The organism is Acuticoccus sediminis (assembly GCF_003258595.1).
Taxonomy (GTDB): Bacteria; Pseudomonadota; Alphaproteobacteria; order Rhizobiales; family Amorphaceae; genus Acuticoccus; species Acuticoccus sediminis.
This window is the reverse complement of the sequence record NZ_QHHQ01000005.1, coordinates 70534-96345: the sequence shown is the minus strand read 5'-3', so window position 1 is coordinate 96345 and position 25812 is coordinate 70534. Positions and strand designations below refer to the sequence as shown.

The window sequence follows — 25812 nt, the reverse complement described above, 5'->3', positions numbered from 1 at the left end:
AAGGCCCGTCCGCCGATCGGCCGGGGGATATTGCGCCGGGCTATGGGCCCGCCGGCGTGCCGTGAGGGCGGGTGGCACGGGCGCGCGAGACGTCGGCGAAGGCGGACAAAAAACCTTCATTTCACATCCGGGGTCGGCACCTCTATATGCCTGCGACGGAGGGCACCATGCTTGGTTTCTTTGAGCGCCTGGTCGACCCCTATCCCGCTCGCGCAACCGAGACCCCGCCGAACCGCTTCCTCGCGTTCATGTGGCATTTCTCGCGCGATGTGTGGCCCTGGGTCGCGATGATGTGCGTACTGTCGGCGGCCATCGGCCTCGGCGAGGCATTCCTGTTCGGCTTTCTCGGCACGCTGGTCGACTGGCTGGCGACACGCGACCCGGTCAGCCTGATGGCCGAGGACGGGACGACGCTCGCGCTGGTCGGGGCGGCGATCCTCATCGGCCTGCCGACGCTCGTCACGCTCCAGTCGGTCCTGCTGCACCAGACGCTCGCGGGCAACTACACGATGCTGGTGCGCTGGCTCAGCCACCGCCACCTGCTGCGGATGCCGGTGTCGTTCTACGCGGACGAGTTCGCCGGCCGCATCGCCACCAAGGTGATGCAGACCGCGATCGCCGTGCGCGACGTGGCGCTGCGGGTCTGCGACGTCTTCACCTACGTCATCTCGTTCTTCGTCGGCATGGTCGTGGTGGCGGCGCAGGCGGACTGGCGGCTGATGATCCCGCTCCTCGTCTGGGCGGCGATCTACTCGGTGATGCTGTGGTGGTTCATCCCCCGGCTCGGCCGCGCGTCCGAGGCGCAGGCCGACGCGCGCTCTATGATGACGGGCCGCGTGGTCGACGCCTACACCAACATCCAGACCGTCAAGCTGTTCTCCCACGCCGACCGCGAGCGGGACTATTCGCGCGAGGCGATGGACGGGTTCCTGGGCACGGTGCATCGCCAGATGCGGCTGATCACCGGCTTCAACGTGTTCAACTACGCGCTCAACGCGCTGCTCCTGTTCGCGATCGGCGCGCTCGGCATCTACTTCTGGACGGTCGACAGCATCTCGCTCGGCGCGCTGGCGGTGTCGGTGACGCTGGTCCTGCGCCTCAACGGCCTCTCCCACTGGGTGATGTGGGAGATGACGATGCTGTTCGAGGCGGTGGGCACGATCGTCGACGGGCAGCGGATGCTGTCGCGCTCGCCGACGGTGACGGACGTCCCGGCCGCGCCGGTCCTGACGGTGCCGCGCGGCGAGATCCGCTTCGAGGGGATCCGTTTCCACTATGGCAAGGCGAAGGGCGTCATCGACCACCTCGACCTGACCGTGCGGCCGGGCGAGAAGATCGGCCTCGTCGGTCCGTCCGGCGCGGGCAAGACGACGCTGATGAACCTCCTCCTGCGCCTGCACGACCTGGAGGCGGGGCGGATCCTGATCGACGGGCAGGACATCGCGGCCGTGACGCAGGATTCCCTGCGCGCGGCGATCGGCGTCGTCAGCCAGGAGCCGGCGCTGCTGCACCGCTCGATCCGCGACAACATCGTCTACGGCCGGCCGGATGCGACGGAGGCGGACCTGCGCGAGGCCGCGCGCCGCGCCAACGCGCTCGACTTCATCGAGGGCCTCTCCGACGCGCAGGGCCGCACGGGCTTCGACGCCTACGTCGGCGAGCGCGGCGTGAAGCTCTCGGGCGGACAGCGCCAGCGCATCGCCATCGCGCGCGTGTTCCTGAAGAACGCCCCGATCCTGGTGCTCGACGAGGCGACCAGCGCGCTGGACAGCGAGGTCGAGGCAGCCATCCAGGAGAGCCTCTTCGCGCTGATGGAAGGAAAGACGGTGATCGCGATCGCGCACCGGCTGTCGACCATCGCCTCGCTCGACCGCCTCGTCGTGCTGGAGAAGGGCCGCGTGGTGGAGGAGGGGCGCCATACCGACCTCGCCGCCGCCGGCGGGCTCTACGCCCGGCTGTGGTCGCGCCAGTCCGGCGGCTTCATCTCCGCCGACATCGTCGAGGAACCGGCGGAGTAGGCGGACACTCCGAGGGGGCGGCGGACGCCCCCTCGCCCGGACGGTGGGGCGACGTCCGCAGGGTGGTCGGCGCATGAATGTTAAGCTGCGCTAATCAAGTCGTTAATCTTTCGCAAATGACAGCGCCGGCCCGGCAGTGCAGGGTCGCGCAAAAGAACATGTCATTCGGAGGAAGCGATGAGATTAGGGTCGCGACCCGTTCCAATGTCCAATCTCTCGCTCGAGCAGCGCGCCCACAACATCCGGCGCAACTCGCTGCGGATGGGCGAAGTCCAGGGACAGGGTTATATTGGCCAGGCGCTCGGTATCGCCGACGTCCTGGCCGTCGCCTACTTCCACGCCCTCGAATATCGGCCGGAAGACCCGGAGTGGGAGGGGCGGGACCGCTTCCTTCTGTCGATCGGACACTACGCCATCGCCCTCTACGCCGCGCTGATGGAGGCGGACGTCCTGCCCGTCGACGAGCTCGAGACCTACGGGATGGACGACAGCCGCATGCCGATGTCGGGCATGGCGTCCTACACGCCCGGCATGGAGATCACCGGCGGTTCGCTCGGACAGGGGCTCGGCATCGCCGTCGGGATGGCGCTGGGGCTGAAGCGCAAGTCCAACCCCGCCTTCGTCTACAACCTCATGTCCGACGGGGAGCTCGGCGAGGGGTCCACCTGGGAGGCGGCGATGGTGGCCGCGCACCATCGGCTCGACAACCTCGTCTGCCTCGTCGACTTCAACAACCAGCAGGCCGACGGCCCGTCCACCCGGATGAACTCCGCCGAGCCGCTGGTCGCCAAGTGGGAGGCGTTCGGCTGGCACTGCCAGCGCGTCGACGGCAACGACCTCGGCGCCGTGGTGCGCGCCTTCGATGCCGCGCGCGAGCTCTCGGCGCCGCAGCCGCGCGTGATCGTCTTCGACACCAGGATGTGCAAGGGCGTCCCCTTCCTCGAGAAACGGGACATCACCCACTTCGTCCGCGTCGAGGCCGACGAATGGGCCAAGGCGCTCGCGGTGCTCGACGAGGGAGGCCCGCAGTGACGCTCGCATCCATGGCCCGCAAGTACGAGCCGCGCCGCGTCCCGCGCAGCGCGGACGGCGAGGCGCTCACCACCTCGGCGATGATCGCGTCGCTGGCGGCGGAGGGCTACGACACCGTCGCCGCCCCGTTCGGCCACGCGCTCGTCAACCTCGCGAAGTCGAACGACAAGGTCGTCGGGCTGACGGCGGACCTGTCGAAATACACGGACCTCTACGTCTTCGCCGAGGCGATGCCCGATCGCTTCTACCAGATGGGGATGGCCGAGCAGGCGCTGATGTCGGCCGCCGCCGGACTGGCGCGGGAAGGCTTCGTCCCGTTCGCGACCACTTACGCCGTGTTCGCCTCGCGCCGCGCGTACGACTTCATCGCGATGGCGATCGCGGAGGAGAATCTCCCGGTCAAGATCGTCTGCGCGCTGCCCGGGCTCACCACCGGCTACGGTCCGAGCCACCAGGCGACCGAGGACCTCGCCATCTTCCGCGGCCTGCCGAACCTCACGATCGTCGACCCGTGCGACGCGGACGACATCGCCGGAATGGTGCCGCAGGTCGCGGCGCACGACGGGCCGGTCTACTGCCGGCTGTTGCGCGGCAAGGTGCCGAAGGTGCTGAGCCGGCACAAGCCGGGATACCGGTTCAGGCTCGGCGAGGCGCAGATGATCCGCGAGGGGCGCGACGTTCTCGTGGTCTCGACCGGGTTCATGACGATGCGCGCGCTCGACGCGGCGGTGGCGCTGGCCGCGGACGGGATCGACGTCGCGGTGCTGCACGTGCCGACCATCAAGCCGCTGGACACCGCGACGATCCTCGCCGAGGCGGGCAAGGGCGGGCGCCTGGTGGTGACGGCGGAGAACCACACGGTGATCGGCGGCCTCGGCGAGGCGGTGGCGTCGACGCTGCTGACGAACGGCGTGACGCCGACGTTCCGGATGATCGGCCTGCCGGACATGTTCCTCGAGGCCGGCGCGCTGCCGACGCTTCACGACATGTACGGCCTCTCCGTCGCGAAGGTCGCGGCACGGATCAAGGGCTGGCTCTGACACCGCCGCGCGGCGCTCCCCCGGGGCGGCGCCGCCATCAACGACAACTGTGGGGGGAACTATGGGGCTGCTGGAAGGCCGCTATGCCGTCGTGACCGGCGCGGCGAGCCCGAGAGGCCTGGGCCGGGCCACCGCACGGCTCTTCGCCGAGCACGGCGCGACGGTGGCGATCCTCGACCTCGACGCCGCGGCGGCGGAGCGGGTCGCCGCGGACCTGGGCGCGGACCACGTCGGCCTCGCCTGCGACGTCACCGACAAGGGCGCGTGCGAGGCGGCGGCGAGGGCGCTCGAGGAGCGCTGGGGTCGGATCGACATCCTCGTCAACAATGCCGGGATCACCCAGCCGCTGAAGATCATGGACATCGCACCGGCGAACTACGACGCGGTGCTGGACGTGAACCTTCGCGGCACGCTCTACATGAGCCAGGCCGTCATTCCGGGGATGCGGGCGCGCCGGTCCGGCTCGATCGTCAACCTCAGCTCGGTCTCCGCGCAGCGGGGCGGCGGGATCTTCGGCGGGCCGCATTATTCGGCGGCGAAGGGCGGGATCCTGGGCCTCACCAAGGCGATGGCGCGCGAGCTCGCCCCCGACGGGGTGCGCGTCAACGCCATCTGCCCCGGCTTCATCGCCACCGACATCACCGCCGGCGCGCTGACGCCGCAGATGCTGGAGTCGATCATCGCCGGGATCCCTATGGGCCGGGCCGGGGAGGCGTCGGACGTCGCGGGCTGCGCCCTCTTCCTCGCCTCGGACCTCTCCGCCTACTGCACCGGCACGGAGGTCGATGTGAACGGTGGCTCGCTGATCCACTGACGCGGAGCGTCCGCATCCGGCCGTCTAGCGCGGGGGAGGCTCGAAGAAGTCCGGGCCCGCCCCGGTGCGGACGGTGCATCCGGCCCCGGCGAGGAAGGCGCGCGCCTGCGTCTCGTGCGCGGCGCACGCCTGCGACAGCCACTCCACGAAGCGCTTGACGATGCGGCGGTTGAGGTGGCGCGCCGGGCACACGACCCAGTAGGCGCGGAACGAGACGACCTCGAACTCCGGCGCGAACGGGACCAGCTCGCCCCGCATCAGCTCCGGAAGGCACAGGTTGACGCTGTCCAGCGTGAGCCCGCCGCCCTGCTTGGCGAGCTCGATGGACATAGACGAGCGGTCGAAGCGGAAGGGGAAGGTGAGGCTCGGCAGGCTGATCCGGTTGGCGGCGAGCCACAGGTCCCAGCGGTAGAAGCCCTTGACGCTGTCGATGAGCCGCGCCTGCGCGAGCTGCTCGGCCCGGTCGCCGGAATGGCGCATCAGCTCGTCGCGGTAGGACGGGCTGCACAGCGGCAGCACCATGTCGTCGAGGATGCCGGTCTCCGAGAGGCCCGCCCAGCCGCCGAGCCCGTAGCGCAGGTCGAGGTCGATCGCCTCCGTCTCGAACGAGGAGAAGTCGGGCGTGGCGTCGATCCGGATGGCGAAGTCGCGGTTCTGGGCCGCGAAGTCGGCGATGCGCGGGCAGAGCCAGCGCACGCCGAAGCTCGGGCTGGCGCGGATGACGAGGGTGCGCAGGTCGCGCTGCCGGGTGATCGCGCTGCGCGCGTTGCGGATCGCGCCGAACGCCTGGGTCGCTGTCTGGTAGAGCCGGTCGCCCTCCAGCGTGAGGATGAGGCGGCGCTTCTCGCGGCGGAAGAGCCGCACGCCGAACTGCGCCTCGAGGTGGCCGATCTGCTGACTGACGGCCGACGGCGAGACGCCGAGCTCGTCCGCGGCGCGGGTCACGCTGCCGAGCCGCGCGACGGCCTCGAAGTATTCGGTCGCCTTGAGATTGAGGTCCCTCATCGGCGTGAGCTTAGGGGGTGGCGGGGTGCCGCGCCATGGCCGTGGACGGGCGCGGCGGCGGCCGCCCGTGCCAGCTTGCCAACGCCATGTCATCGTGCGAAGGCATGGAGTGTCGCGTCGAGGACCGTCGCCTCGCCGCCGGTCTTGCCCGGGCGGATCGGGCTCTGCGCCGCCTCCGGCCGGGGCCGGTATGCGTCGCGCCGCGCCGCCACGGTCGGCGACACGGCCCGGAATGCGGGTGTAGCTCAATGGTAGAGCAACAGCCTTCCAAGCTGATGACGAGGGTTCGATTCCCTTCACCCGCTCCACCCGCCTTTGCCAGCGATATCAGCGGCTTGAGCCTTTCGTTCCCCGTTCGTGCATGGTGCCGTTTCAACCGCTGTCAGCTGACGCGTTTCTACCGGTCGTTTGCCCGGCGTTCTCGGACGTGCCGTTTGGGGCCTCCGCGGCGACACGGAAGGCGCGGCGCTTCAGCGACGGACCAACCGCCCGTTCCTGGGTCCGCTTCGCATATCCGTGATAGGCCTTCGCCTGCTTGTGGGCCGACAGCGCCATGCCTTCGCCTTCGGTCAGGCCGGCCTCCTCGAGCTCCGTCATGCCGCCATGTCGGCAGGCGTCGAGGGTGAAGCCCGTCAGCGCGGCATTCCTCTCGGGATCGTCCCTGAGTGCCTTGTCGCGGATGCGCGCCACCAGCTTGGCAAAGGCCTGCGTCGCGTAAGGCTTGCCGCCGGCGTTCAAACATACGAGGAGGCCCCGGCGAGGGACACACGCCAGCACAGCTTCCGCTTCCGGATAGAGCCGCTCGCCCGTCCGGGGATCGGCCAGGGGGTGCCAGCCCTCCACGCCCGTCTTGTGGTGCTGGACGCTGACCCATCCGCGATGCGCCGGTGGATCGTAGCTCGCCCAGGTGAAGTGCTGGATCGTGTTCTCGGGACGCTGCAACCATTCGAAGCACACGACGGCCGCCGCGGCCGCCTCCGGTTTGCCTTGGCGCAACGCCTCCTCCGCGAAGTGATAGACCACGTCCCGGGTCACCGCAGCCTTCGGCGTTGAAGCGCGCCGTACCAGTGCGACACCGCGCCAGGGGTTCCGCTCCGGTGTCGGCATCGTGTCGGGGTAGAGGCGCCCGACCACGTCCCAGGCGCGGCGCATCTGCTTGATGGCCATCTCGCCCCGGCGAAACTTCCCGCCTTCGCACATAGCCTCATAGATCTTGTCGGCAGCACGCGGGGTGATGCTTCTCGTCGAGACCTGACCGAAGCGGGGTGTCTGCTCCGACTTCGTCGGCAGGTTGCCGACCTGCTTGAAGACGTTCCTGTAGGTCCTGGCGGTTCGGTCGCTGACGTTCGCCGCGTAGTCACGGCTCTTGACGTACTGGTCGATCAGCCAGTCGATGGTCCCATATTTCGACGGCAGGACGCTGCTGGCGTCCCGCATGATGTTCAGCTCGGCGCGCCATTCGTCCAGGGCAACGTTCCATGTCCGCGCAGCGTCGTCGAGCTCGCGCTGGCCAAGGTCGACGCCGAGGGCGATGATGTTGAAGGGGAAGGTGATCCCGTCCTTCGTGGCGCGCGCCTTGTCGCGATGCGGCGGGTTCCAATAGAAGCCGCTCCTGCCTCCGGAGAGTGGCCGCACAATCACATAGCGCGGCAGGTTGACCTTGATGCTCACAGGATGTCTGCGGCGTCGGCCACCATCTCTTCCGTCGCGTTTCCGATCGCGTGATCCAGATCCCTCTTCAGCCACAGCCGCCGCCTGCCTTCCGCTACCACGGGTCCAGGGTATTCCGATCCGACGCGGGATAGGAACGCCTCGACGCTCACCTCACCGACGTACCCGGCCGCCATCGCCGAGCCCATTCGAGCGGGCCACGATCCAGAGGGGACGACAGCTGGCCGGTGTTTCGCGCTCATCCGTGTTCTCCTTCCCCAACAGTGCGCCGGCACGACGCCGGAGCCGTGGCATGTCGCGCAACGTCGCTCCCGCACGCCAGTAAGTGCTTGCGGCGGCAAAACGGCGAGCTCCTCGCAGAGACGCCCTGAGCGACAGCCGGCGGGCTCGGACGCAAGTCGCGGGTGTCATCCGCACTGTCGCTTGCCTCGAATTGTCCCCGGGACTTCGGGCCGCCGCCGGGTCGACGTCTTCAGGTGGACGCGGTTGAGGGTGTCAAACGCAGCCGCCGTCCCCCTGGCCCGTTGCCTATCCGATCGCCCAGGCGATGCCGGCGATCAGCCCGGTCCAGATCGCGGCCGAAGCGGCAAGCGCTGCGGAGTATCCGATGATCACGTTGCGCCGCGGCGGGAGGGCTGCGGGTTTCATCGCGGCTGTCCGGTCGCTTTTCTAATGGCGGCGCGGGCGCGACAGGCGTCGGCCTCGAACCGTTCCACCTCGCGACGCAACGCGCAGTCTAGGCCGGCGGCAACGACGCCGTCGTGATCCATCAGCGCCCGCAATGCCGCGAGCATGTCAGCCGCGGCCGACGTCAGGCAATCGGAATGCTGCATTACCGGAACGGGGCGCAGCGGTGGCAGGTACTCGGTCCCCGCGTTTAGGGCGAGGGCCTTACGGTAGGGGCAGGTGTGGCAGAGGCCGGTCATCGCTGCGTCCTCAGAACGGAACATCGTCGTCAAACGGAGCGGGGTTCGAGCTCTGGAACGTGGCGACGTGCGTCCCGTTGGGAGTTTGGCGGGTCTCTGGCGCGCCGCCGACGTAGCCGATCAGCTGGACGCGGTTCACCGTAGCCTCCGTGGGTGAGGCGGAGCGCAAACTACGCGAGCCGCGCGCCTGACCTCGCGGCTGTAGGCGACCCGCGCTGCGGCCTGCGTAAGGCGGCCGGTGTATGCGTTGCGATTGAAGAGGTCCTGCTCGGACGTCGCCAGTTCGCCGAGGAGGGTGCCCAGCGCCTGAGACAGGTCGTTGACAACCTCGCCGGCGGCCTCACGGCGCGAGCAACCCGCCGCGATGTGCTGCGTCAGGGTGCTGTCAATCGCGGAGAGTAGCCAGGGGGCGGCGTCTTCGTGATGTGCGGCTTGGTTTGCCATCACGCATGCCCCGCGACGTCGGCTTCTTCATCTGCGATGGCTAGCGACTGAGCCGTGACGTCGCGATAGTCCGCGAGCGACCATCCGAGCGCCTTGGCCGCGCTTTCGCGGCGGGCCTGGCGGCTGAACCTTAGGGCGACCGTTGCGGGATCGAACCCTGCCTCAGGCGCATAGAGAAGGGGAACAGAGGCGTTGGCGGCAGCGCGGCCGTGCGCCCGAGTGCAATGTTGGTCGTTCGTGCGGAGCACATGAGCCTCCTGTCATCGTGACAGGATGAATATGGCATCAGTCGATATCGAGTGCAACGATAATTCGGTACTCAGGCGATAATTTTATCGGCGAGGCCCTGACTTCATCATCTTCAAGGTATCGAAATAGTGCCGCCGCTCTTCCGGGGTGGCGTCCGCCATCAGCAAGTTGAAGTCGGGAGAATCCGGATCGATGAACAGCTCCTGCCATTGACACTCGAGCGCCTCGGCGATCGCGAAAATGCTTGGCCACTCAATGGTTTTCCCGCGCTCAAAGTCGGAAATTACGGATTGGCTCACTCCACTGTGAACCGAGAGATCGACTTGCGTCCAACCTCGCGCACGGCGGCGAGAGCGGACTGAGGGCTTTCCTAGGGACAGTTGCGATGGCGATCTCGGCATAGACCTTACGGTAGGCCCAGTGGTCGATATCGATGTCACGAGTGATCCGGATTATTGGTTGACACGGTATACCTACCTAGTAGATATTCCCGACCATGCAAGCCGCTGACAAAATCCGTCACTGGAGGAAGCTGAACAAGCTTACACAGGTTCAGCTTGCCACCAAGCTTGGCAGGCGTCAGTCCACGATCTCCCGGGCCGAGAATGGCGGCCAGGTAGAATGGGATCTGAAAGTCGCCCTGCACGAACTCACCGAGGGGTTCGTTTCGTTCAGTGACTGGATTGAGACAGTTCCGGGGATGTCTCTCTCAAGATCTGCCACAGCGTCTGACGAAGAAGGTCATCTGTCATGACGATGGATGCACTCGACGTTGAAATATCGGCCCGCCGCGACGTCCATAGTATTCGAATAGCTCCAGGAGCGACTCTCTCGCAGTACGCTCCCGTAACAAATAGATCGATATTCGTGCCTGGTTCGAATGGGCGTTTCATAGCCGCTCCCTTGTTTGGCATGTGGGCGAAGGGTAACGGCCTTTCTCAGGTGGCGACTATGTCCAAAGTGCGGACATGGGCAACAGCAGCCCAACAGGAGCGCGAAACTTCAACTGGATGTGAAACGTTCTCCAAGACCCGCCGGGCAAGCTTTCCTCCCACTACCGTGGTCACCGGCGCAACTGCCGGAGGCCTGGTGCCTCCGGCTTCTTGCCCGATCGAAGGCTGGGGTGGCTATCGTCTTGTCGCGAGCCCGACGGCGAGTTCTTCATGACGATCGCGGGCGCACTCATCCTCTTCGCTGCGATCACGGCCGCAGCGATCCTCGCCGACCGATCCTCCCGAGGGCTCGGCGAGCCAACTGACAGGGGGTCGTCCCTGTCCCTCTTACTCCGCGGCGGCTTCGTCGAAGTGCACCGCCCTATGGCAGGCCCTCCACCCATGGAGGGCAGCCGATGAACGCGGCCGCCACCGAACGCGAGATGATGGACGAGGCGGACCGCGCCTGGCTCTTGGCCGAACCGCTCGTGCGCGATGCCTCCAAGGCGTTGGCGAGGCATCTCAACGTCCCTCACGTCCAGGCGATGACGCTTCTCGCCGAGGTCGTCCTCGGCTGCATGCAAGCTCTCGACAGCGAAGCCGCGCAGCGCCTGATCGATGCCATCGCCCGCCAGGTGCTTGCGGCTGGGAGTGACCCGCCGGCATTCCGCCGGGCGCTCGCCGACAAGGAGGCCGCGCTCGAGGAGCTCCATCACCTCTTCGTCCTCTCGATGCTTCCCGCCGAAGGCGCGGGGAACTAATGCCGCGCGGGCTCCGGTCATTGCTCTGCCGGCTGATCGGCCACGACGACGTGGACGAGTGGGAGACGTCCTGCGCCAACCGGATGATCGCGGTCGTGCGGCGGTGCCGCTGGTGCGGCCGCCAGCGCGTCGACCTGCTGGATCACTGAGACGGTCCGGCGGGCGGGGCCATGAACGAGCGCGACGCGGCGGGGGATTGGAAGCCGCTGCGCTGCGCCTGCGGCGCGTACGCCACGCATCGGCTCGGACGGGGGCCGTGGTGTTGCCGCTCGTGTTTCGAGGTGGCCCGGCTGGCGCCCGACCGGCGCGCCAGGCCGCCTTCCGACGAACCCGAGACAGGAGACCGGGATGGCGAGGCCAATCGCGGACGTGCTGCGGGAGATGAACCGTGGCGACTTCTTTGACGAGGTGTCCGACGAGCTCGGCGCGCTCGTCGAGGCCGTGCAGGAGACCGGCAAGGCCGGGATGCTCACCCTCAAGATCAGCGTGTCGCCCAACGGCGGCGCCACCGTGAAGGTCGCTGGCGACGTCAGCACCAGGCTGCCGCGGCGCGCCCGCGGCGACAACGTCTTCTTCGTCGCCAGCACGGGGTCGCTGCAGCGCCACGACCCGCGCCAGAGCGACATCTTCGAACCGCGGCTCGCCACATCCGATGACGCTGAACCGCGCCAGGCACGAAAGGTGAAGGGCTATGACGACTGATGAGACGCGCGGTTCCGGCCGCGAGATGGACCGGGTCAGCGCGATGGCCGCGCAGGTCGTGGCGGCAACCAGTCAGAGCCTTCCGGACGGCCCCGACGGCTCGCAGGTTCGGCTCGTACCGCCCGGCTGGAGCCTGGAGCGGCTCGCGCCGATCGTGCCGCCGCTGCTGCCGCACGTGAGCCAGGTCATCTCGGTCGACGAGGCCGATTCCTTCACCCTGTACTACGAGGCGTTCGCGACCCCGCAGACGCGGCTCTTCGCCGATGTCCGCCACGGCGTGCTGACCGCGGTGCTGGACTATCACGACGCCGGCTCCGACGAGACGGAGTATGCCGATCCGGCGCCGGGCCGGTTGGCGCACCGTCTGGTTTATGCGGCGCCGAAGTCCGTGGAGTGGCAGCGCTGGGCGGACCTCCACCGGCGGGCGATCGATCAGGAGGCGCTGCTCGAGTTCCTCGAGGAGAACGCCCAGGACATCGTGCGTCCGGCGGCGGCCGACGTGCTGGAAATGGTGACCGAGTTCCGCTCGATCCGCTCCACCAGGTTCAGCCGCAAGATGAACCTGACGAACGGGTCCGTCGCGATGTCCTTCTCGGACGAGGAGGCCGGCGACCAGACGGTCCATGCGCCGTCCGAGATGACGATCCATGTGCCGGTGTTCGAGGGCGGCGAGCGCGTCGAGATCAAGGTGTTCCTGCGCACGCGGGCGCCGAACGGGAAGCTGTCGTTCCTGCTGGTGATCCACCGCAAGGAACTCGTCGAGCGCGAGCTCTTCTGCGAGACGGTGCGGGGGATCGAGGAGACGCTCAGCACCCCGGTCTGGTGGGGCCGGATCTCGTGATCCAGCCGCGCTGCTGACGGACGCTCTGCCATGACGATACTCGACGCCGCCCTGGCGCTCGCCAAACGCGGGTGGCCGGTCTTCCCGTGCAATCCCGAGGCCGACAAGGCCAAGGGTTCGAAGCGACCACTCACCGAGCACGGCCTGAAGGATGCCTCCACCGACGCGGGGACGATTCGGGGCTGGTGGGGACGCTGGCCCGAGGCCTTGATCGGGCTCCCGACGGGGCCCGGCCTTGGGGCCTTCGTCGTCGACCTCGACCCTCGAGAGAAGAGCTGCTCGGAGCTTTGGGACGAGCTCGAGGCGCTGATCGGCGCACCGCTCGGCGAGCCGATTGTCGCCGTCACGCAATCGGGTGGTTGGCATCTCTATTATTCCTGGCCGACCCTCGGCGCCGGCGAGAAGCTCGGCAATCGGTCCGGCACGCGCTCCGGTCTCCCGGCCCACGTCGATGTCCGGGGAGAGGGCGGGTACGTCATCGCGCCGCCGTCCATCATGCTCGATGGCCGCCGCTACGAGTGGCGCTCGGGCCCGACACGCGGTCTCACGGCGGCGCCGGCCGAGCTGATCGACTGCATCCTGCGCCGCGGCAAGTTCGCGAGAGAGGAGGAGCCGCCGCGGCCGCGCGGCGCGCCCGTGGAGGCCTCGGAGCGGGTGCGCAAGTACGCCCTCGCGGCCCTCGACGCCGAGGTGCGCAAGGCGGCCGCCGCGCCGAACGGCGAGCGAAACGAGACGCTGAACGCGACGGCCTATGCGCTCGGCCAGCTGGTCGGCGCCGGCGCGCTCTCCGAGAGCGTCGTTGTGGCCGCGCTCGATGACGTGGCGGCCCAATGGCCGAACCGGAAGAAGAGCCGCGGCACCATTCAGTCCGGCCTTCGCGCCGGGATCGCCTCGCCGCGTGATCTCTCCGAAATCGAGGCAGCACGAACCCGGTCCCCTGATGAATGGCGTTCCCGTGGCTCGCAAATCCCGCCTCGGAGTGACGGCGCCGGCGGTGGTGGTCAGCCTCCTGGTGGGGGGCCGACGATCGGCGGCGGTGGGGGCGGGTTCGACCGCGCCACGCTGGAGCGGTGCGCCGAGCTGGAGGTGAACGACACCGGCAACGGTCACCGGCTCCTCGAGTGGTTCGGCGATCACGTCCTGCACGTTCGCAACGTCGGGTGGTCCGTCTGGGATGGGAAGCGCTGGAACGTCGACGGCGGCGACGAGGCCGTCAGCCGGATGGCTCAGGATACGGCCAGCCGCATCCGCCTCGAGGTGCCGCTCGTAAAGATCGACGACGACGAGCGTGCGGCGATGGAGGCGCGGGGCGAGAGCGAGGACGCGATCGACAAGGCCGAGAAGCAACGCCGAGCCAGCCGGATCCGCCACTCGGTGCAAAGCGGCAACTCGGGGAAGCTCGCCGGGATGATGGGCGTCGCGGCAACCCACGCGACGATCACGGTGCCTGAACTCGACGCCGAGCCGCTCGCCATCAACGTCCAGAACGGCACCTTGCGCCTGGTCGAGGCCGTCGATCCCGAGTGCCCCGACCCCGATGTCGAGCGCAAGATCTGGTCGGTTCGGCTCGATCGGCACGACCAGCGGGACCACATCTCGAAGGTCATGTCGGCCGCCTACGATCCGGGGGCTTCGTGCCCGAAGTGGGAGGCGTTCTGCAAGCGATTCCTGCCCGATCCGGCCATCCGCTGGTGGATGCAAAGATGGGCCGGTTACGCCCTGACGGGCCTGACGGGCGAGCAGATGCTCATCTTCAACCACGGCTTCGGCGCGAACGGCAAATCAACCTTCTGCGAGGCGCTGAGGCGGCTGATGGGGGATTACGCGGCGTCGCTTCCGGCCGAGGCCGTGACGGGCGATCAGGTTCGGCGAGGCGACCAGGCGACACCGGAGTGGGCTCGCCTCACCGGCGTGCGCTTTGTCCTCATCGCGGAACTGCCCCGCGGGCAGCCGCTCAAGGAAGAGACGATCAAGCTCGTCACCGGCGGTGAACCGCTGCTCGTGCGCCATCTGCACCAGAAGTTCATCGAGCTGAACTCAGTCTTCAAGGCGATGATGACCGGCAATCACAAGCCGCAGGCGACAGGCTCGGACTACGCCGTCTTTCGGCGCGTGTGCCTGGTCCCCTGGACAGAGACCCTCCTGCCTTCGGAGCGGCGGCCCATGGGCGAGGTGCTGGCCGAGTTCGGGGCCGAGGCCTCAGGCATCCTGAACTGGGCGCTGGAGGGGCTGCTCGGCTACCTTAACGAGGGGCTGAAGCCACCGGAAGGCGTCGTTGCGGCGACGGAGGATTACCGATCCGACATGGACCCGGTCGGCGAGTTCGTGAAGGCGTGCGTGGTGTCCAGGCCCGGCAACGATGTCGATGCACGCGCCTTCTACGGCGCATATGTGGCGTGGGCCGAGGCGAACGGCATGCGGCCGTTCAGCGAGAAGCGGTTCGCCCAGGAGATGGCGCATACGCGTATCCAGAAGAAGAGAGGGCGCGTGATGAAGTATCTCGATGTCATTCTGCAAGATGTTCCAATGGTGTCCGATGCGGCCGATGCGCCTCTCGTGTGACACCAGATCTGGTGTGTCGGTGGCCGCGCGAGGGTTGCGAGGGTTGCGAGAGTTCGGTGCGAGGGTCGCGAGGGGGAAAAAGGCAATATGCGCAGTGGATTAGGGATGAGGCGCGAGGGTTGCGAGGGTTTCCCGTGTACGCGTACGCGCGCGTAAGGGCTCAGCTCTCATGAGAGAACGATTCTCACACACACACCTATAGAAAACCCTCGCAACCCTCGCAGAGAGGAGAGAAGTATATGAAAAGATTGGCAAATCGGGCTGCGAGGGTTGGGTTTGGGACCCTCGCAGACCCTCGCAGACCCTCGCAACCCTCGCAACAGCGTTTTTTGAGCTCGGTGGAGACGACGATGGCGAAGTCGAAGGTGCGGAAGGCAAGGGAAGCGGCTGGGGCCGCCGGCAAGACGGCGGCCGAGGCGCGGCGGACGACGACGGCGCAGGTCGAGAACCCCTACGGCAACGGGGGCGTCGATCGCGTGACGGTCGTGTCGGACACGGTCGCCTGGCTGGCGGCCCGGGGGATGATCGACGCCCGGCAGCAGGCGGCTGCCGCAACGTATCGGCGGGCCTACGACGTGGCGCACGCTGACCTCGCCTGCCTTCTCGGGAAGGACACGATCGACGGGCGGCGTGGGGATGGCGTGACCGCCAGTCGGCTCGATGCGGGCCGGGTGCTCCGTGAAGCCGATGCCGTGCTGGGGCCAGTCAGCCGCGTGGTTCGGTCGGTGATCGGTGAGGGGCGGACCGTGGAGGAGGCTGCCGCCGAGATCCACGGCTCGTCCGGTCGGGCCCAGCGGACGGCGGTGTCGTACATGCTCCGCTTGGGGCTCGAGGCACTGGCGGACGCCTGGGAGCGTCCCGTGCGCCGGGTCGGGATCGTCTCCAGCCACTCGGACGACTATCGCCCGATGGCCGATGCTGACGGCGACCGCGCGCTCGATCACCTGATGCGCGTCGCCCACTGCACACTGCGCCGGGTGTATCTCGCTTGACGGCCTGGAACACCGCTTGACAGGTGTCATATGGTTGGGCACCTTTCCGGCACATTCCACAACTGGGTTCGAACAACGCGCCAGGAGCGACGCTCCGGGGCGCGTTTTGCGTTGGGGGTACGGTGGTGAAGGTCGCGCGGACTGAGCGAGACGTCGCCCGCGGCCGCGCCGACGATGCGCGGCGGCGTTCCGCTCAGCCGTGGCGGCGCTGGTACAAGCTCGCGGTCTGGCAGCGGCTGAGGGACACGCAACTCTCCCGGCAGCCCTTGTGCGAGAGGCACCTCGTCCGCGGTGAGGTGGTCGCGGCAACTGTTGTTCATCACCGCGCACCGCATCGCGGGGACTGGGATCTCTTCGTCGACCCGGCGAACCACGAGTCGCTGTGCGCTCCGTGCCACGATGCCGAGGTGCAGGCCGAAGAGCGGCGCGGCTACTCCAACGCGGTCGACGCGGACGGGTGGCCGAGCGACCCGCGCCACCCCGCGAATGCCGGCTGACCGGCCGCGTCGTCGACGGGAAGGGGGTGGTCCAATCTCTGGAGCCCGTCAGAGCGGGACCGGTGGATGGCCCTTTTTTTTGAACGAGCCGAAATTCAGGAGAGAAAGCCCGCCGTCGCCGCTGGAAGTTATGATCGTGTGACGCGAGGATGCTGTGATGAGCTGGCACCCCATATCGAGCGCGGACCTATCGGCTGAGATCGGCCGCGCCATTGACGCTTTGTCGCTCCCGGAACGTCAGTTCTGGGAGGCCATAAAGGTCGAGCCGCAAAAATGGCGGTGTCCGCCTTGGGGGGATGCCGGCGGCGGATTCTGGGTGGTAGGCCTCTTCGGTCAGTACGTGATCTGGTACAACGACATCGAGGACGGGTTTAACTGTTCTCGGTACACGACCCGTGGGACCATTGGCGAATACACCTGCGATCAGAACGAGCTTCAATATACCGTTCGCAGCTTGAAAGTGCTTGCCGACAGGTCCGCCGCTGACCTTTGACCGTCGGCCGACCCTGACCTTCGCACGATTGAAAGTGAGTTCCGTTGGCAAGGCATGCCTTGGTGACAGAGCTTGCGGTCGAGGAACACATCCATGAGAGGACGCCGACCCACGATCGACAACGTCGTCCCGCTGACGGAGGCGAACGAGGATGCCGCGGCGGAGCGCGAGGTGCGTCTGCTGCAGCGGGCCGAGGCGACGGCCGTCGCGCTCCGTCCCGATGGCATGGACGAGGAGACCGCCGCGGTGTGGGACCGCCTGGCGCCGCTCTACGCGCACCCGCAGGTCGGGCGGCTGAAGCCGATCTTCGTGCCGGCGTTCGAGCTCGCCTGCCAGGCGCGGGCCCGCTACGAGCGGCTGCGGGCGTTCCTCGTCGAGAACGGCGAGACGTACGCCAGCATGACGCGCAACGGGCTGCAGCAGAAGTCGCGGCCGGAGGTGGCGCAGATGAACGTCGCCTTCGGGCAGTTCCGCTCGCTGATCGAGCGGTTCGGCGGCGACCCGTTCAGCGACCGGGCGCTGCTGTCGGCCACCGCCGGCCAGGCGGACATGTTCGACGAGCCCGAGGGGATCGACTTCGCGTGACCGAGGGGACCGCCGAGCTCGACCCCACGACGGCGTGGGCCGAGGATGTCGAGGCGGGGCGGATCGTGGCGGGACCGCACATCCGCTCGGCGGCGCGTCGGCACCTCGTCGACCTCGACACGGGGGCGGCGCGCGGACTGCGGTGGGACCGGGACGCCGCCGGTGCGGCGCTGCGCTTCTTCCCGTCGGTGCTGCGGCTCAACGGGGGGCAGTTCGAGGGCAAGCCCTTCACCTTGCACCCGAGCCAGGCGTTCCGGATCGGCTCGCTGTTCGGCTGGCGGCGCGACGACGGCTCCCGCCGGTTCCGGCGGTTCTACGACGAGGAAGGCAAGGGCAACGGCAAGTCGCCGCTGCTCGCGGGGCTGGGGCTCTACGGCCTGTGCGTGGATCCCGAGCCGGGCGCCGAGGTCTATGCCGCCGCCTCGAGCCGCGACCAGGCGATGGTCCTGTTCCGCGATGCTGTGGCGATGGCGAACCAGTCGCCGGCGCTGTCGCGGCGGATCAAGCAGATGGGGATCGATCCTGTCTGGGAGCTCGTCTACCGGGGCCGCAGCGGCGACCGGCGATTCTTCAAGCCGATCTCCGCCGACAAGCGCAAGTCGGGGCCCCGGCCGCACTTCGCGCTGGTGGACGAGGTCCACGAGCACCGCGACCGGGCGATGATCGACATGCTCGAGGCGGGGTTCAAGTTCCGCCGCGAGCCGCTGCTGGCGATGGCGACGAACGCCGGTCACGACGTCGGATCGATCTGCCACGAGGAGCACATGCACGCGGTCGCGACGGTCACCGAAGGGGCGGCCGGCAATCCGATCGACGACCGCACCTTCGCGTTCGTGTGCAGCCTCGACGAGGACGACGAGTGGGAGACGGACCCGTCCTGCTGGATCAAGGCGAACCCGCTGCTCAACGTCACCATCTCCGAGGCCTGGCTTGCCGGCGAGGTGCAGAAGGCCCGGCTCATGCCCGGCAAGCGCAACGGCGTCGCGCGGCTGCACTTCTGCCAGTGGACCCACGCCGAGACCGCGGCGCTCTCACGCGAAGCCTGGATGCGGTGCGTCGGCGATGTCGACCCCGACGCCCTCACCGAGGCGGGTTATCCCTGCTACGGCGGGCTCGACCTGTCCCGGACGCGCGACTTCACCGCGCTGACGCTGGTGTGGGTCCTCGACCCGACGCCGGACGCGTGGGTGCTGGCGAGCGCGACCTGGTTCTGGACGCCGGACGAGACGATGGAGCAGCGGAGCCGCGTGGACGGGCCGCCCTATCCGGTCTGGGCGCGGGAGGGATGGATCGAGCCGGTCGCCGGCAATCGGGTCTCCTACCGCTGGCTCGCGTCGGCCCTCGCGGAGATCAACGCCCGGTATCATCCGGTGCAGTACGGCTGCGACGAGTACGGTCTCGATCAGCTGCGGGAGCATCTGGAGGAGATCGGCGCCAGGCTGCCGATCGTCGTCCACCCGCAGGGCTTCCAGCGGAAGGTCCTGGAGTCGCTGCCGGACATGCCGGAAGGTCTCGACGAGACGTACCTCTGGATGCCCGACAGCATCAACAAGCTCGAGGCCGCGGTCTACGACCAGCGCCTCACGGTGCGGCGCAACGAGATGATGAACTTTTGCGCCGGGTCCACCCGGTACGCGGAGAACCGGTCCGGCCACCGCATGTTCGACAAGGCGAAGGCGACAGGGCGCATCGACGGGATGGTCTCGCTCGCCATGGCGATCGGGATCGCGACGTGCCGGGATGAGATGCAGCAGCCTTCGGTCTACGAAGGGCGCGGGGTCCTGGTGCTCTGATGGGTCTTCTCGACGCTGTCCGGCGCTTCGCCAGCGCCGCGGGCCCGGCTCACATCGGCGCCGTGCGCGCGTCGGGCGACATCGCGACCTTCGAGGGGCTCACCGACCCATACCTCGCGCAGTTCATGCGCGGTGGGGGCCGGACCCAGAGCGGGGCGTCGGTGACGGTCGAGACGGCGATGAGGAACACGGCCGTCCTGCGGTGTGTGAACCTCATCAGCTCGTCGATCGGCATGCTGCCGCTGCACCTCTTCAGGACGGACGCGGCGAAGGCGAAGGCGGTGGACCATCCGCTCTTCGCGGTCCTCTATCGGCAGCCGAACGACTGGCAGACGGCCTTCGACTTCCGCTCGCTGATGCAGACCCGCGCGCTCGTCCACGGCAACGCCTATGCCCTCGTGGTGCGGCGCGGGCAGGAGGTGCGGCGGCTCATCCCGCTCGACCCGGCACGGGTGCGTGTCGAGCAGGATGCGAGCTGGAAGGTGACCTATCGCTGGTCGCGCGATGGCGGCGGCGAGACGATGCTGCCGGCGCCGGACGTCTTCCACCTCCGCGGCCCGTCGCTCGACGGCCTTCGCGGCCTGTCGACGGTGAAGCAGGCGGCAGAGGCCATCGGGCTGTCGCTCCAGGCGGAGAACGCCGCGGCGCGGATGTTCTCCAAGGGCATGATGGTGGGCGGGGCGCTCACGCTGCCGGAGGGCCGGACGTTGAGCCCCGAAGCGCTGGCTCGGCTGAAAGCCAGCATCGAGGAGCGCTACTCCAGCGCGGAGAATGCCGGCAAGTGGCTTCTCCTCGAGGAGGGGATGGACGCCAAGACGCTGACGCCGAGCGCGAAGGACAACCAGCACCTGGAGACCCGGCGCCACCAGATCGAGGAGATCGCCCGCGCCTTCGGCGTTCCGCGGCCGTTCCTGATGGTCGACGACACGTCGTGGGGGACCGGCATCGAGGTGCTCGGCCAGGCGTTCGTGCGCAACTGCCTGGCGCCGTGGTTCGCCGCGTGGGAGCAGGCCATCTCGCTCCGGCTCCTGACGCCGCCCGAGCAGGATCTCTTCTACGCGAAGTTCAACGCCGGCGCCCTGGAGCGCGGCAATCTCAAGGACCAGGGCGAGTTCTTCGCCAAGGCGCTCGGCTCCGGCGGCCATGCTCCCTGGATGCACCAGGACGAGGTGCGCGAGCTGATGGAGCTCGGTCCGCGCGACGACCTGCCGGCGGCGCCCGGCGCCGCTCCGGCCCCAACCAGCGAGGACGACGATGACGGTACGTCAGACGCCGGCGATTGAGGTCGCGCGGCCCGCGAGCGTGCAGGCCTTCGACCCGCTCTCGCGCCCGCAGGTCGCGGACCGCTGGCAATCGAACGTGCGGGCCGCCGATGCCGACAACAACGTCATCAGCATCCTCGACATGATCGGCGAGGACTACTGGAGCGGCGGCGGTGTGACGGCGAAGCGGGTCGGCGCGGCCCTCCGGTCCATCAAGGCCGACACGGTGACCGTCGACATCAACTCGCCGGGCGGCGACTTCTTCGAGGGCGTCGCGATCTACAACATGCTGCGCCAGGACAGCCGACCGGTCCGGGTGCGCGTTCTCGGTCTGGCGGCGTCCGCAGCCTCGGTGATCGCGATGGCGGGCGACGAGCTGGCGATCGGCCGCGCCGGGTTCCTGATGGTCCACAACGCCTGGGTCGTCGCCGTCGGCAACCGGCACGATTTGCGCTCGGCGGCCGCGACGATCGAGCCGTTCGACGACGCCATGGCGGCGGTCTACGCGGCGAAAGCGAGCGTGGAGCGGTCCGAGGCCGCCGGCTGGATGGACGCCGAGACCTGGTTCAACGGCGAGCGGGCGGTGGAGGTCGGTCTCGCCGACGCGCTGCTCGAGGCCGATCTCGAGACGAAGGACGAGGGCGGCCCGGCGAGCGCGATGAAGCGCGTCAGCCAGGCCCTCGCCCGGCAGGGTTTTCCTCGTGCGGAACGCGAAAGGCTTCTGCGCGAGATCCATGGCGGTGAGCGCAAGGCCGCCGCCGACGTCGCGCGCAACGCCGACGCATCGTGGATCGCCGGAGCGCGATCCCTACTCGACACACTCAAAGGGTAATCCAACATGACGATGCACCAGGCGCCGCGGGACATGCGCGGCATCGTGGCCGTGCGCGCGGACGCGGGCGGCGACCCCCGGGCGATCTTCGCGGAGCTGCAGACGGCCTTCGCGGCCTTCAGGGACGAGCACGCCGCGCAGATCGGGGATCTGCGCAAGGGGCTCGACGACGTCGTGCGGGTGGAGAAGGTCGACCGGATCAACGCCGACGTCGGCAAGCTGCAGTCCGCGCTCGATACGGCGGTGAGCGATATCGCCGCCCTCAAGCTCGGCGGGGCCGGCGGCTCCGACGACAAGGTGAAGGACGCCGAGTACACCGACGCGTTCCGGGCGCACTTCCGCAAGGGCGACGTGAAGGCGGCGCTCAACAAGGGCGCGGCCGACGAGGGCGGCTACCTCGCGCCGGTGGAGTGGGACCGGACGATCACCGACCAGCTCGTCCAGGTCTCGCCGATGCGCTCGATCGCGGCGGTCCAGCAGATCTCGACGGCGGGCTTCACCAAGCTCTTCAACGCCCGCGGCACGACGTCCGGCTGGGTCGGCGAGAATGCGGCCCGGCCGCAGACCGGGACCCCGACGTTCGGCTCGCTGACCTACACCACCGGCGAGATCTACGCGAACCCGGCGGCGACGCAGCAGATGCTCGACGACGCGGCGGTGAATCTGGAGGCGTGGCTGTCCGGCGAGGTCGAGCTCGAGTTCGCCTACCAGGAAGGCATCGCCTTCGTCTCCGGCAACGGCACGAACAAGCCGAACGGGCTCCTGACCTACGCGGCCGGAGCGGCGAACGCCGCGGCGCATCCGTGGGGCGCGATCCCGCAGGTGGACGCGGCCGCCACGACCGCGATCGATCCGGACGAGCTGATCGACCTCGTCTACGACCTGCCGACGGAGTTCTCAACCGGCGCGCGGTTCATCATGAACCGGACGACCCAGGCGGAGGTCCGCAAACTGAAGGACAGCGACGGCCGTTACCTGTGGCAGCCGTCCTACCAGGCCGGCGAACCGGCGACGCTGCTGATGTACCCGATCACCGAGATGCCGGCGATGCCGAGCATCGCGGCCGGGGCGATCCCGATCGCCTTCGGCGACTTCCGCCGCGGCTACCTGATCGTCGACCGGGTGGGCGTGCGGGTCCTGCGCGACCCGTTCACCAACAAGCCGTACGTCCACTTCTACACCACGAAGCGCGTCGGCGGCGGCCTGCTCAATCCCGAAGTGCTGCGGCTTTTCAAGATGGCCGCCGCGTAAGCCGGTCAACGCGACCAGTGCGCCGGGCCAGCCCCGGCGCGCCCTCCCTCTGACAAAGGACAGGATCCATGGTTCAGACCAAGGACACGCCGGCCGAGCAGCCCGAGGCCGAGGCTGCGGCAACCGCCGCCGCCGAGCGGAAAGCCGCCATTCTCGCGGAGAAGGCGGCGAAGCATGCGCGCTCGCTGCCGCCGGGTGTCGACCTGACGCCCTACGGCACCGCCGCCTCGGGCAAGCGGAAGGGGTAAGTCCCATGGGGCGGCCCTATCGCGTCGCCGCACCGGCGGACGCTCCCGTCACGCTCGCCGAAGCGAAGGCGCATCTGCGCGTCGACCACGACGACGAGGACGAACTGATCGAGCATCTCGTCCGGACCGCGACGGAGTATCTGGACGGTCACCACGGGATCCTCGGCAAGGCGATCATCACGCAGACCTGGGAGGAGGACGTCACCGCCTGGCGTGGCGGACCGCTCGCTCTGCAGGTGGGGCCACTCCAGAACGTCGTGTCGCTCGTCGTCGTGGACGCGGACGGAACCGTCGCATCGTCAGTCGACCTGTCCGGCTATCGCGTCGACACCAACCACGGGTGCCTGGTGCCTCTCCGGGGAACGAGCGTCCCTCGCACCGAGGCCGATCAACGCGTCTTCGTCCGGTACACCGCCGGCTACGGCGATGCGCCGGGCGACGTTCCTGCACCCCTCCGCCAGGCCATGCTTCTGCTGATCGGGGCCTGGTACGAGAACCGGGAGGGGACCGCGATCGGAGTGTCCGTCGCGTCGATCCCGTCGAGCTTCAACGTGCATGCACTGCTCGCACCCATCCGCGGCATCCTCATCTGATGCGTGCCGGCAAGCTGGACCGCCGCGTGACGCTCGAACGCGCGACCGTCATCGGCAAGGACGAGTTCGGTGCGGACCTGCTGCGGTGGGATCCGGTTGCAACGGTCTGGGCACAGGCACGGCCGAACCGCGGCGCCGAGCGCTTCACCGCCGCGGAGGTGAATGGGTCGGCGGTGATGTCCTTCCAGATCCGGTATCGGCCCGACGTCACCGTGAAGGACCGCCTCATCTACGAGGGCAGGGTCTGGAACATCGTCGACGTGCGCGAGATCGGCCGGCGGGTGGTCACCGAGATCGATGCGACCGCGAGGGCGGAGTGATGGCGCTCAAGGTCAGGATCGAGGGGCTGCGCGAACTCGAGAAGGCGCTCGGCGAGCTGCCCAAGGCGACCGGCAAGAACGTGCTGCGGCGTGTCCTCAAGAAGCGCGCCGAGCCGATCGCGATCAACATGGCCTCGCTTGCGCCGGTGCGGACTGGCGCCCTGGGGCGGTCCGTCGATCATGGACCGATCGGACGCCTGTCCAGACGACAGAAGGCCATGCACCGCAAATGGGGCTCGTCCACCGCCGTCGAATGGTTCATCGGCGCCGGCACGAACCCGCAGTCGGTCACCCAGGAGTTCGGCACCTTCAAGGAGCCGGCGCAGCCGTTTGCCCGACCCGCATGGGACGCCGGCAAGATGCAGATGCTTGGCGGCATCAAGGACGACCTCTGGATGGAGATCCAGAAGTCGGCGCAACGCCTGGCGCGCAAGCGGGCCCGGGCCGGCGGGGCCGGGTAGGGACCATCCATGGAAGAGGTCCTCGTCAGGATCCTGCTCGCCGATCCCGGCGTGCGGGCGTCGGTCGGCGACCGCGTCACGCCGGTCACCCGGCCGCAGGGCGTTACGCTGCCGGCGATCGTCGTGCAGACCATCAGCGGCCGGCGCGGCTACGCGATGTCCGGTCCCGATGGCCTGATCACCTCTCGCGTCCAGCTCGACGCGTGGGGCAGGCGCTATGCCGACGCCAAGACCGCGGCGCGGGGCGCCATCCGGGCGCTGTCGGGCCTCAGTGGCGAGATCGCCGGCGTCGCCTTCGGCGGCGTCTTCGTCGACGGCGAGGACGACAGCCTCGACGCCGGCAGCAACTCACAGAGCGGGCAACCCGAGCGGTACTACCGCACCCGCGTCGACTTCATCATCTGGCACCACGGAGCTTAGGCATGACGACGAATGCCGCGATTGGCTACGGCACGCTGTTCGGCATTTCCGACGACGGCGGCACCTCCTACGACACGCTGGCCGAGGTGACGTCCGTGACGCCGCCGGGGTCCTCGGTCGACATCATCGACGCGACGCACATGCTGTCGCCGGACAAAACCCGCGAGTTCATCGAGGGACTGAAGGACCCCGGCGAATGCTCGCTGGAGATGAACTTCATCCCCGGCGCGACCACGGCCGATGGCATCATCCGCGGCCTCAGCGGTGTGCAGAAGCTGCAGATCACCTTCCCCGGCGGGTTCAAGTGGCAGTTCGACGGCATCCTCACCGGCTACGAGCCGGAAGCCCCGGTCGACGATAAGATGACGGCGACGGTGACCTTCAAGGTGACGTCGTCCGTCCTCGGCGTGGCGGGCGCCTGATGGCGAGCCGTCTCACCGGCGAGCTGACGTTCTCAGCGCTCGGCTCCCACGTCATCATGGTGTTCGACTTCAACGCGATCTGCGAGATCGAGGACGAGTTCGACATGAGCGTGTCGGAGCTGCAGGACACGCTGCAGGCGCCGCGCATGAAGATGATCCGCTCCATTTTCCGGATCGGCCTGTCGCGTCACCACCCCGACATCACCGACCGCAAAGCCGGCGAGATCATCGGCGACATCGGCATCCAGCGGGCCGCCGGCCTGATCGGCGAGGCGTTCTCCGCCGCCTTCCCGAAGGCGGAGGCGACCGGCATGACCGAGGCGCGCCCTCCCGCGAGCGCCTAGCCGCCCTCGACCTTCTCGGCGTGTGGTCGGGGGAGATCGGCCTGCCGCCGGATCAGTTCTGGCGCCAGACGCCCCGGACCTTCGCCGCCATCCTGGCCGGCCGGACCCGCCGCCTCGAGGCCGAGCAGGACGGCCGTGCCTGGACGGCCTGGCACACCGAAGCCCTGGCCCGGGTGAAGAAGCTGCCGAAGCTCGAGACGCTCCTCGGCCGCAGGCGCAAGCCGAAGCGCCGGCAGACCGCGAACGACATGATCGCGATCGCGAAGGCGTGGGACGCGGCGGTGAACAAGTCTCAATGAGAT

33 protein-coding genes and 1 tRNA gene are annotated in these 25812 nt (G+C 68.4%); 27 read left to right on the top strand and 7 right to left on the bottom strand.

Going from position 1 to position 25812, the window contains the following annotated elements:
* The first annotated feature begins 167 nt into the window (after positions 1 to 167).
* The 4 genes from DLJ53_RS22050 (at position 168) to DLJ53_RS22035 (ending at position 4904) form a co-directional block, all read left to right on the top strand.
* A complete protein-coding gene (locus tag DLJ53_RS22050; protein ID WP_111349302.1) occupies positions 168 to 2018 on the top strand; it encodes an ABC transporter ATP-binding protein in 1851 nt (616 codons plus the stop codon).
* A gap of 177 nt (positions 2019 to 2195) precedes the next feature.
* Positions 2196 to 3050, top strand: coding sequence for a transketolase (locus DLJ53_RS22045; protein WP_111349300.1), 855 nt, complete (start codon positions 2196 to 2198; stop codon positions 3048 to 3050).
* A gap of 11 nt (positions 3051 to 3061) precedes the next feature.
* Positions 3062 to 4090, top strand: a complete 1029-nt coding sequence (locus DLJ53_RS22040) for a transketolase family protein (RefSeq protein ID WP_111349892.1) — start codon at positions 3062 to 3064, stop codon at positions 4088 to 4090.
* Between the two features lie 61 nt (positions 4091 to 4151).
* Positions 4152 to 4904: an SDR family NAD(P)-dependent oxidoreductase gene (locus DLJ53_RS22035; protein WP_111349299.1), complete on the top strand. Its 753-nt coding sequence runs from the start codon at positions 4152 to 4154 to the stop codon at positions 4902 to 4904.
* 24 nt (positions 4905 to 4928) lie between these two features.
* On the opposite strand, the gene DLJ53_RS22030 is transcribed toward DLJ53_RS22035, so the two are convergent.
* On the bottom strand, positions 4929 to 5909 hold the full coding sequence (locus DLJ53_RS22030) for a LysR family transcriptional regulator (RefSeq protein WP_162409477.1): 981 nt from the start codon (positions 5907 to 5909) through the stop codon (positions 4929 to 4931).
* A gap of 234 nt (positions 5910 to 6143) precedes the next feature.
* On the opposite strand from DLJ53_RS22030, the gene DLJ53_RS22025 reads away from it, so the two are divergent.
* Positions 6144 to 6217 (top strand) — tRNA-Gly (locus DLJ53_RS22025).
* Positions 6218 to 6281: 64 nt separating this feature from the next.
* Here the strand turns inward: DLJ53_RS22025 and DLJ53_RS22020 are convergent.
* The 6 genes from DLJ53_RS22020 to DLJ53_RS21995 form a co-directional block, all read right to left on the bottom strand.
* Positions 6282 to 7580 carry a hypothetical protein gene (locus tag DLJ53_RS22020; protein ID WP_111349296.1) on the bottom strand — a complete coding sequence of 433 codons (1299 nt, stop codon included), beginning with the start codon at positions 7578 to 7580 and terminating at the stop codon, positions 6282 to 6284.
* Positions 7577 to 7822 carry a hypothetical protein gene (locus DLJ53_RS22015; protein ID WP_146620061.1) on the bottom strand — a complete coding sequence of 82 codons (246 nt, stop codon included), beginning with the start codon at positions 7820 to 7822 and terminating at the stop codon, positions 7577 to 7579. The genes DLJ53_RS22020 and DLJ53_RS22015 overlap by 4 nt, the downstream gene beginning before the upstream one ends.
* Positions 7823 to 8224: 402 nt before the next feature.
* Positions 8225 to 8506, bottom strand: coding sequence for a hypothetical protein (locus DLJ53_RS22010; protein ID WP_111349292.1), 282 nt, complete (start codon positions 8504 to 8506; stop codon positions 8225 to 8227).
* Between the two features lie 10 nt (positions 8507 to 8516).
* On the bottom strand, positions 8517 to 8645 hold the full coding sequence (locus DLJ53_RS35310) for a single-stranded DNA-binding protein (protein WP_162409475.1): 129 nt from the start codon (positions 8643 to 8645) through the stop codon (positions 8517 to 8519).
* Between the two features lie 304 nt (positions 8646 to 8949).
* Complete coding sequence (locus DLJ53_RS34840) at positions 8950 to 9198, bottom strand: hypothetical protein (protein WP_146620060.1); 249 nt, start codon at positions 9196 to 9198, stop codon at positions 8950 to 8952.
* 84 nt (positions 9199 to 9282) lie between these two features.
* Complete coding sequence (locus DLJ53_RS21995) at positions 9283 to 9600, bottom strand: helix-turn-helix domain-containing protein (RefSeq protein WP_111349286.1); 318 nt, start codon at positions 9598 to 9600, stop codon at positions 9283 to 9285.
* Positions 9601 to 9695: 95 nt separating this feature from the next.
* Here DLJ53_RS21995 and DLJ53_RS36705 point away from each other — a divergent pair, with 95 nt between their 5' ends.
* The 22 genes from DLJ53_RS36705 to DLJ53_RS21890 all read left to right on the top strand — a co-directional run bounded on the left by DLJ53_RS36705 (position 9696) and on the right by DLJ53_RS21890 (position 25809).
* Positions 9696 to 9953, top strand: a complete 258-nt coding sequence (locus DLJ53_RS36705; protein ID WP_111349285.1) for a helix-turn-helix domain-containing protein — start codon at positions 9696 to 9698, stop codon at positions 9951 to 9953.
* Between the two features lie 594 nt (positions 9954 to 10547).
* Entirely contained in the window at positions 10548 to 10892 is a 345-nt protein-coding gene (locus DLJ53_RS21985) for a hypothetical protein (RefSeq protein WP_111349283.1), read from the top strand.
* Positions 10892 to 11041, top strand: a complete 150-nt coding sequence (locus DLJ53_RS35305) for a hypothetical protein (RefSeq protein WP_162409473.1) — start codon at positions 10892 to 10894, stop codon at positions 11039 to 11041. The genes DLJ53_RS21985 and DLJ53_RS35305 overlap by 1 nt, the downstream gene beginning before the upstream one ends.
* 199 nt (positions 11042 to 11240) lie before the next feature.
* A complete protein-coding gene (locus DLJ53_RS21980) occupies positions 11241 to 11594 on the top strand; it encodes a hypothetical protein (RefSeq protein ID WP_111349282.1) in 354 nt (117 codons plus the stop codon).
* Entirely contained in the window at positions 11584 to 12435 is an 852-nt protein-coding gene (locus DLJ53_RS21975; RefSeq protein WP_111349280.1) for a DUF2303 family protein, read from the top strand. Before DLJ53_RS21980 ends, DLJ53_RS21975 begins: the two co-directional genes overlap by 11 nt.
* 30 nt (positions 12436 to 12465) lie before the next feature.
* Entirely contained in the window at positions 12466 to 14997 is a 2532-nt protein-coding gene (locus DLJ53_RS21970; protein WP_111349279.1) for a phage/plasmid primase, P4 family, read from the top strand.
* 350 nt (positions 14998 to 15347) lie between these two features.
* Positions 15348 to 15989, top strand: a complete 642-nt coding sequence (locus DLJ53_RS21965; RefSeq protein WP_111349277.1) for a hypothetical protein — start codon at positions 15348 to 15350, stop codon at positions 15987 to 15989.
* Between the two features lie 122 nt (positions 15990 to 16111).
* Positions 16112 to 16486 (top strand): HNH endonuclease, encoded by a 375-nt coding sequence (locus DLJ53_RS21960; protein ID WP_202913286.1) that lies wholly within the window; start codon positions 16112 to 16114, stop codon positions 16484 to 16486.
* Between the two features lie 157 nt (positions 16487 to 16643).
* Positions 16644 to 16979, top strand: a complete 336-nt coding sequence (locus DLJ53_RS21955; protein WP_202913285.1) for a hypothetical protein — start codon at positions 16644 to 16646, stop codon at positions 16977 to 16979.
* Between the two features lie 93 nt (positions 16980 to 17072).
* Positions 17073 to 17564 carry a P27 family phage terminase small subunit gene (locus tag DLJ53_RS21950; RefSeq protein ID WP_111349276.1) on the top strand — a complete coding sequence of 164 codons (492 nt, stop codon included), beginning with the start codon at positions 17073 to 17075 and terminating at the stop codon, positions 17562 to 17564.
* Positions 17561 to 19357, top strand: a complete 1797-nt coding sequence (locus DLJ53_RS21945; protein WP_111349274.1) for a terminase large subunit — start codon at positions 17561 to 17563, stop codon at positions 19355 to 19357. The genes DLJ53_RS21950 and DLJ53_RS21945 overlap by 4 nt, the downstream gene beginning before the upstream one ends.
* Complete coding sequence (locus tag DLJ53_RS21940; protein ID WP_111349273.1) at positions 19357 to 20640, top strand: phage portal protein; 1284 nt, start codon at positions 19357 to 19359, stop codon at positions 20638 to 20640. Before DLJ53_RS21945 ends, DLJ53_RS21940 begins: the two co-directional genes overlap by 1 nt.
* Positions 20612 to 21451 carry a head maturation protease, ClpP-related gene (locus DLJ53_RS21935; protein ID WP_111349271.1) on the top strand — a complete coding sequence of 280 codons (840 nt, stop codon included), beginning with the start codon at positions 20612 to 20614 and terminating at the stop codon, positions 21449 to 21451. Before DLJ53_RS21940 ends, DLJ53_RS21935 begins: the two co-directional genes overlap by 29 nt.
* A gap of 6 nt (positions 21452 to 21457) precedes the next feature.
* Positions 21458 to 22702, top strand: coding sequence for a phage major capsid protein (locus DLJ53_RS21930; RefSeq protein ID WP_111349270.1), 1245 nt, complete (start codon positions 21458 to 21460; stop codon positions 22700 to 22702).
* Between the two features lie 68 nt (positions 22703 to 22770).
* Complete coding sequence (locus DLJ53_RS21925; protein ID WP_111349268.1) at positions 22771 to 22950, top strand: hypothetical protein; 180 nt, start codon at positions 22771 to 22773, stop codon at positions 22948 to 22950.
* Between the two features lie 5 nt (positions 22951 to 22955).
* Complete coding sequence (locus DLJ53_RS21920) at positions 22956 to 23543, top strand: head-tail connector protein (RefSeq protein ID WP_111349267.1); 588 nt, start codon at positions 22956 to 22958, stop codon at positions 23541 to 23543.
* On the top strand, positions 23543 to 23863 hold the full coding sequence (locus tag DLJ53_RS21915) for a phage head closure protein (RefSeq protein ID WP_111349265.1): 321 nt from the start codon (positions 23543 to 23545) through the stop codon (positions 23861 to 23863). Before DLJ53_RS21920 ends, DLJ53_RS21915 begins: the two co-directional genes overlap by 1 nt.
* Complete coding sequence (locus tag DLJ53_RS21910) at positions 23863 to 24324, top strand: HK97-gp10 family putative phage morphogenesis protein (RefSeq protein WP_202913284.1); 462 nt, start codon at positions 23863 to 23865, stop codon at positions 24322 to 24324. The genes DLJ53_RS21915 and DLJ53_RS21910 overlap by 1 nt, the downstream gene beginning before the upstream one ends.
* 9 nt (positions 24325 to 24333) lie before the next feature.
* Complete coding sequence (locus DLJ53_RS21905) at positions 24334 to 24744, top strand: DUF3168 domain-containing protein (protein WP_111349262.1); 411 nt, start codon at positions 24334 to 24336, stop codon at positions 24742 to 24744.
* A gap of 2 nt (positions 24745 to 24746) precedes the next feature.
* Entirely contained in the window at positions 24747 to 25166 is a 420-nt protein-coding gene (locus tag DLJ53_RS21900; protein ID WP_111349261.1) for a phage tail tube protein, read from the top strand.
* Positions 25166 to 25510: a hypothetical protein gene (locus tag DLJ53_RS21895; RefSeq protein ID WP_111349259.1), complete on the top strand. Its 345-nt coding sequence runs from the start codon at positions 25166 to 25168 to the stop codon at positions 25508 to 25510. Before DLJ53_RS21900 ends, DLJ53_RS21895 begins: the two co-directional genes overlap by 1 nt.
* Before the next feature lie 20 nt (positions 25511 to 25530).
* Positions 25531 to 25809: a phage tail assembly chaperone gene (locus DLJ53_RS21890; protein ID WP_111349258.1), complete on the top strand. Its 279-nt coding sequence runs from the start codon at positions 25531 to 25533 to the stop codon at positions 25807 to 25809.
* Positions 25810 to 25812 lie beyond the last annotated feature (3 nt).

What these genes read in the sequence shown, in the direction of transcription:
- DLJ53_RS21895 (WP_111349259.1), top strand. Translation starts at nt 25,166, where the DNA reads ATGGCGAGCCGTCTCACCGGCGAGCTGACGTTCTCAGCGCTCGGCTCC.
- DLJ53_RS21900 (WP_111349261.1), top strand. Translation starts at nt 24,747, where the DNA reads ATGACGACGAATGCCGCGATTGGCTACGGCACGCTGTTCGGCATTTCC.
- DLJ53_RS21955 (WP_202913285.1), top strand. Translation starts at nt 16,644, where the DNA reads ATGAGCTGGCACCCCATATCGAGCGCGGACCTATCGGCTGAGATCGGC.
- DLJ53_RS21995 (WP_111349286.1), bottom strand. Translation starts at nt 9,600, where the DNA reads ATGCCGAGATCGCCATCGCAACTGTCCCTAGGAAAGCCCTCAGTCCGC.
- DLJ53_RS35305 (WP_162409473.1), top strand. Translation starts at nt 10,892, where the DNA reads ATGCCGCGCGGGCTCCGGTCATTGCTCTGCCGGCTGATCGGCCACGAC.
- DLJ53_RS21970 (WP_111349279.1), top strand. Translation starts at nt 12,466, where the DNA reads ATGACGATACTCGACGCCGCCCTGGCGCTCGCCAAACGCGGGTGGCCG.
- DLJ53_RS22045 (WP_111349300.1), top strand. Translation starts at nt 2,196, where the DNA reads ATGAGATTAGGGTCGCGACCCGTTCCAATGTCCAATCTCTCGCTCGAG.
- DLJ53_RS21950 (WP_111349276.1), top strand. Translation starts at nt 17,073, where the DNA reads ATGAGAGGACGCCGACCCACGATCGACAACGTCGTCCCGCTGACGGAG.
- DLJ53_RS22015 (WP_146620061.1), bottom strand. Translation starts at nt 7,822, where the DNA reads ATGAGCGCGAAACACCGGCCAGCTGTCGTCCCCTCTGGATCGTGGCCC.
- DLJ53_RS21930 (WP_111349270.1), top strand. Translation starts at nt 21,458, where the DNA reads ATGACGATGCACCAGGCGCCGCGGGACATGCGCGGCATCGTGGCCGTG.
- DLJ53_RS22050 (WP_111349302.1), top strand. Translation starts at nt 168, where the DNA reads ATGCTTGGTTTCTTTGAGCGCCTGGTCGACCCCTATCCCGCTCGCGCA.
- DLJ53_RS22040 (WP_111349892.1), top strand. Translation starts at nt 3,062, where the DNA reads ATGGCCCGCAAGTACGAGCCGCGCCGCGTCCCGCGCAGCGCGGACGGC.
- DLJ53_RS21910 (WP_202913284.1), top strand. Translation starts at nt 23,863, where the DNA reads ATGGCGCTCAAGGTCAGGATCGAGGGGCTGCGCGAACTCGAGAAGGCG.
- DLJ53_RS21905 (WP_111349262.1), top strand. Translation starts at nt 24,334, where the DNA reads ATGGAAGAGGTCCTCGTCAGGATCCTGCTCGCCGATCCCGGCGTGCGG.
- DLJ53_RS21935 (WP_111349271.1), top strand. Translation starts at nt 20,612, where the DNA reads ATGACGGTACGTCAGACGCCGGCGATTGAGGTCGCGCGGCCCGCGAGC.
- DLJ53_RS21965 (WP_111349277.1), top strand. Translation starts at nt 15,348, where the DNA reads ATGGCGAAGTCGAAGGTGCGGAAGGCAAGGGAAGCGGCTGGGGCCGCC.
- DLJ53_RS21980 (WP_111349282.1), top strand. Translation starts at nt 11,241, where the DNA reads ATGGCGAGGCCAATCGCGGACGTGCTGCGGGAGATGAACCGTGGCGAC.
- DLJ53_RS21940 (WP_111349273.1), top strand. Translation starts at nt 19,357, where the DNA reads ATGGGTCTTCTCGACGCTGTCCGGCGCTTCGCCAGCGCCGCGGGCCCG.
- DLJ53_RS22010 (WP_111349292.1), bottom strand. Translation starts at nt 8,506, where the DNA reads ATGACCGGCCTCTGCCACACCTGCCCCTACCGTAAGGCCCTCGCCCTA.
- DLJ53_RS21975 (WP_111349280.1), top strand. Translation starts at nt 11,584, where the DNA reads ATGACGACTGATGAGACGCGCGGTTCCGGCCGCGAGATGGACCGGGTC.
- DLJ53_RS21920 (WP_111349267.1), top strand. Translation starts at nt 22,956, where the DNA reads ATGGGGCGGCCCTATCGCGTCGCCGCACCGGCGGACGCTCCCGTCACG.
- DLJ53_RS21925 (WP_111349268.1), top strand. Translation starts at nt 22,771, where the DNA reads ATGGTTCAGACCAAGGACACGCCGGCCGAGCAGCCCGAGGCCGAGGCT.
- DLJ53_RS22030 (WP_162409477.1), bottom strand. Translation starts at nt 5,909, where the DNA reads ATGAGGGACCTCAATCTCAAGGCGACCGAATACTTCGAGGCCGTCGCG.
- DLJ53_RS21985 (WP_111349283.1), top strand. Translation starts at nt 10,548, where the DNA reads ATGAACGCGGCCGCCACCGAACGCGAGATGATGGACGAGGCGGACCGC.
- DLJ53_RS36705 (WP_111349285.1), top strand. Translation starts at nt 9,696, where the DNA reads ATGCAAGCCGCTGACAAAATCCGTCACTGGAGGAAGCTGAACAAGCTT.
- DLJ53_RS21915 (WP_111349265.1), top strand. Translation starts at nt 23,543, where the DNA reads ATGCGTGCCGGCAAGCTGGACCGCCGCGTGACGCTCGAACGCGCGACC.
- DLJ53_RS22035 (WP_111349299.1), top strand. Translation starts at nt 4,152, where the DNA reads ATGGGGCTGCTGGAAGGCCGCTATGCCGTCGTGACCGGCGCGGCGAGC.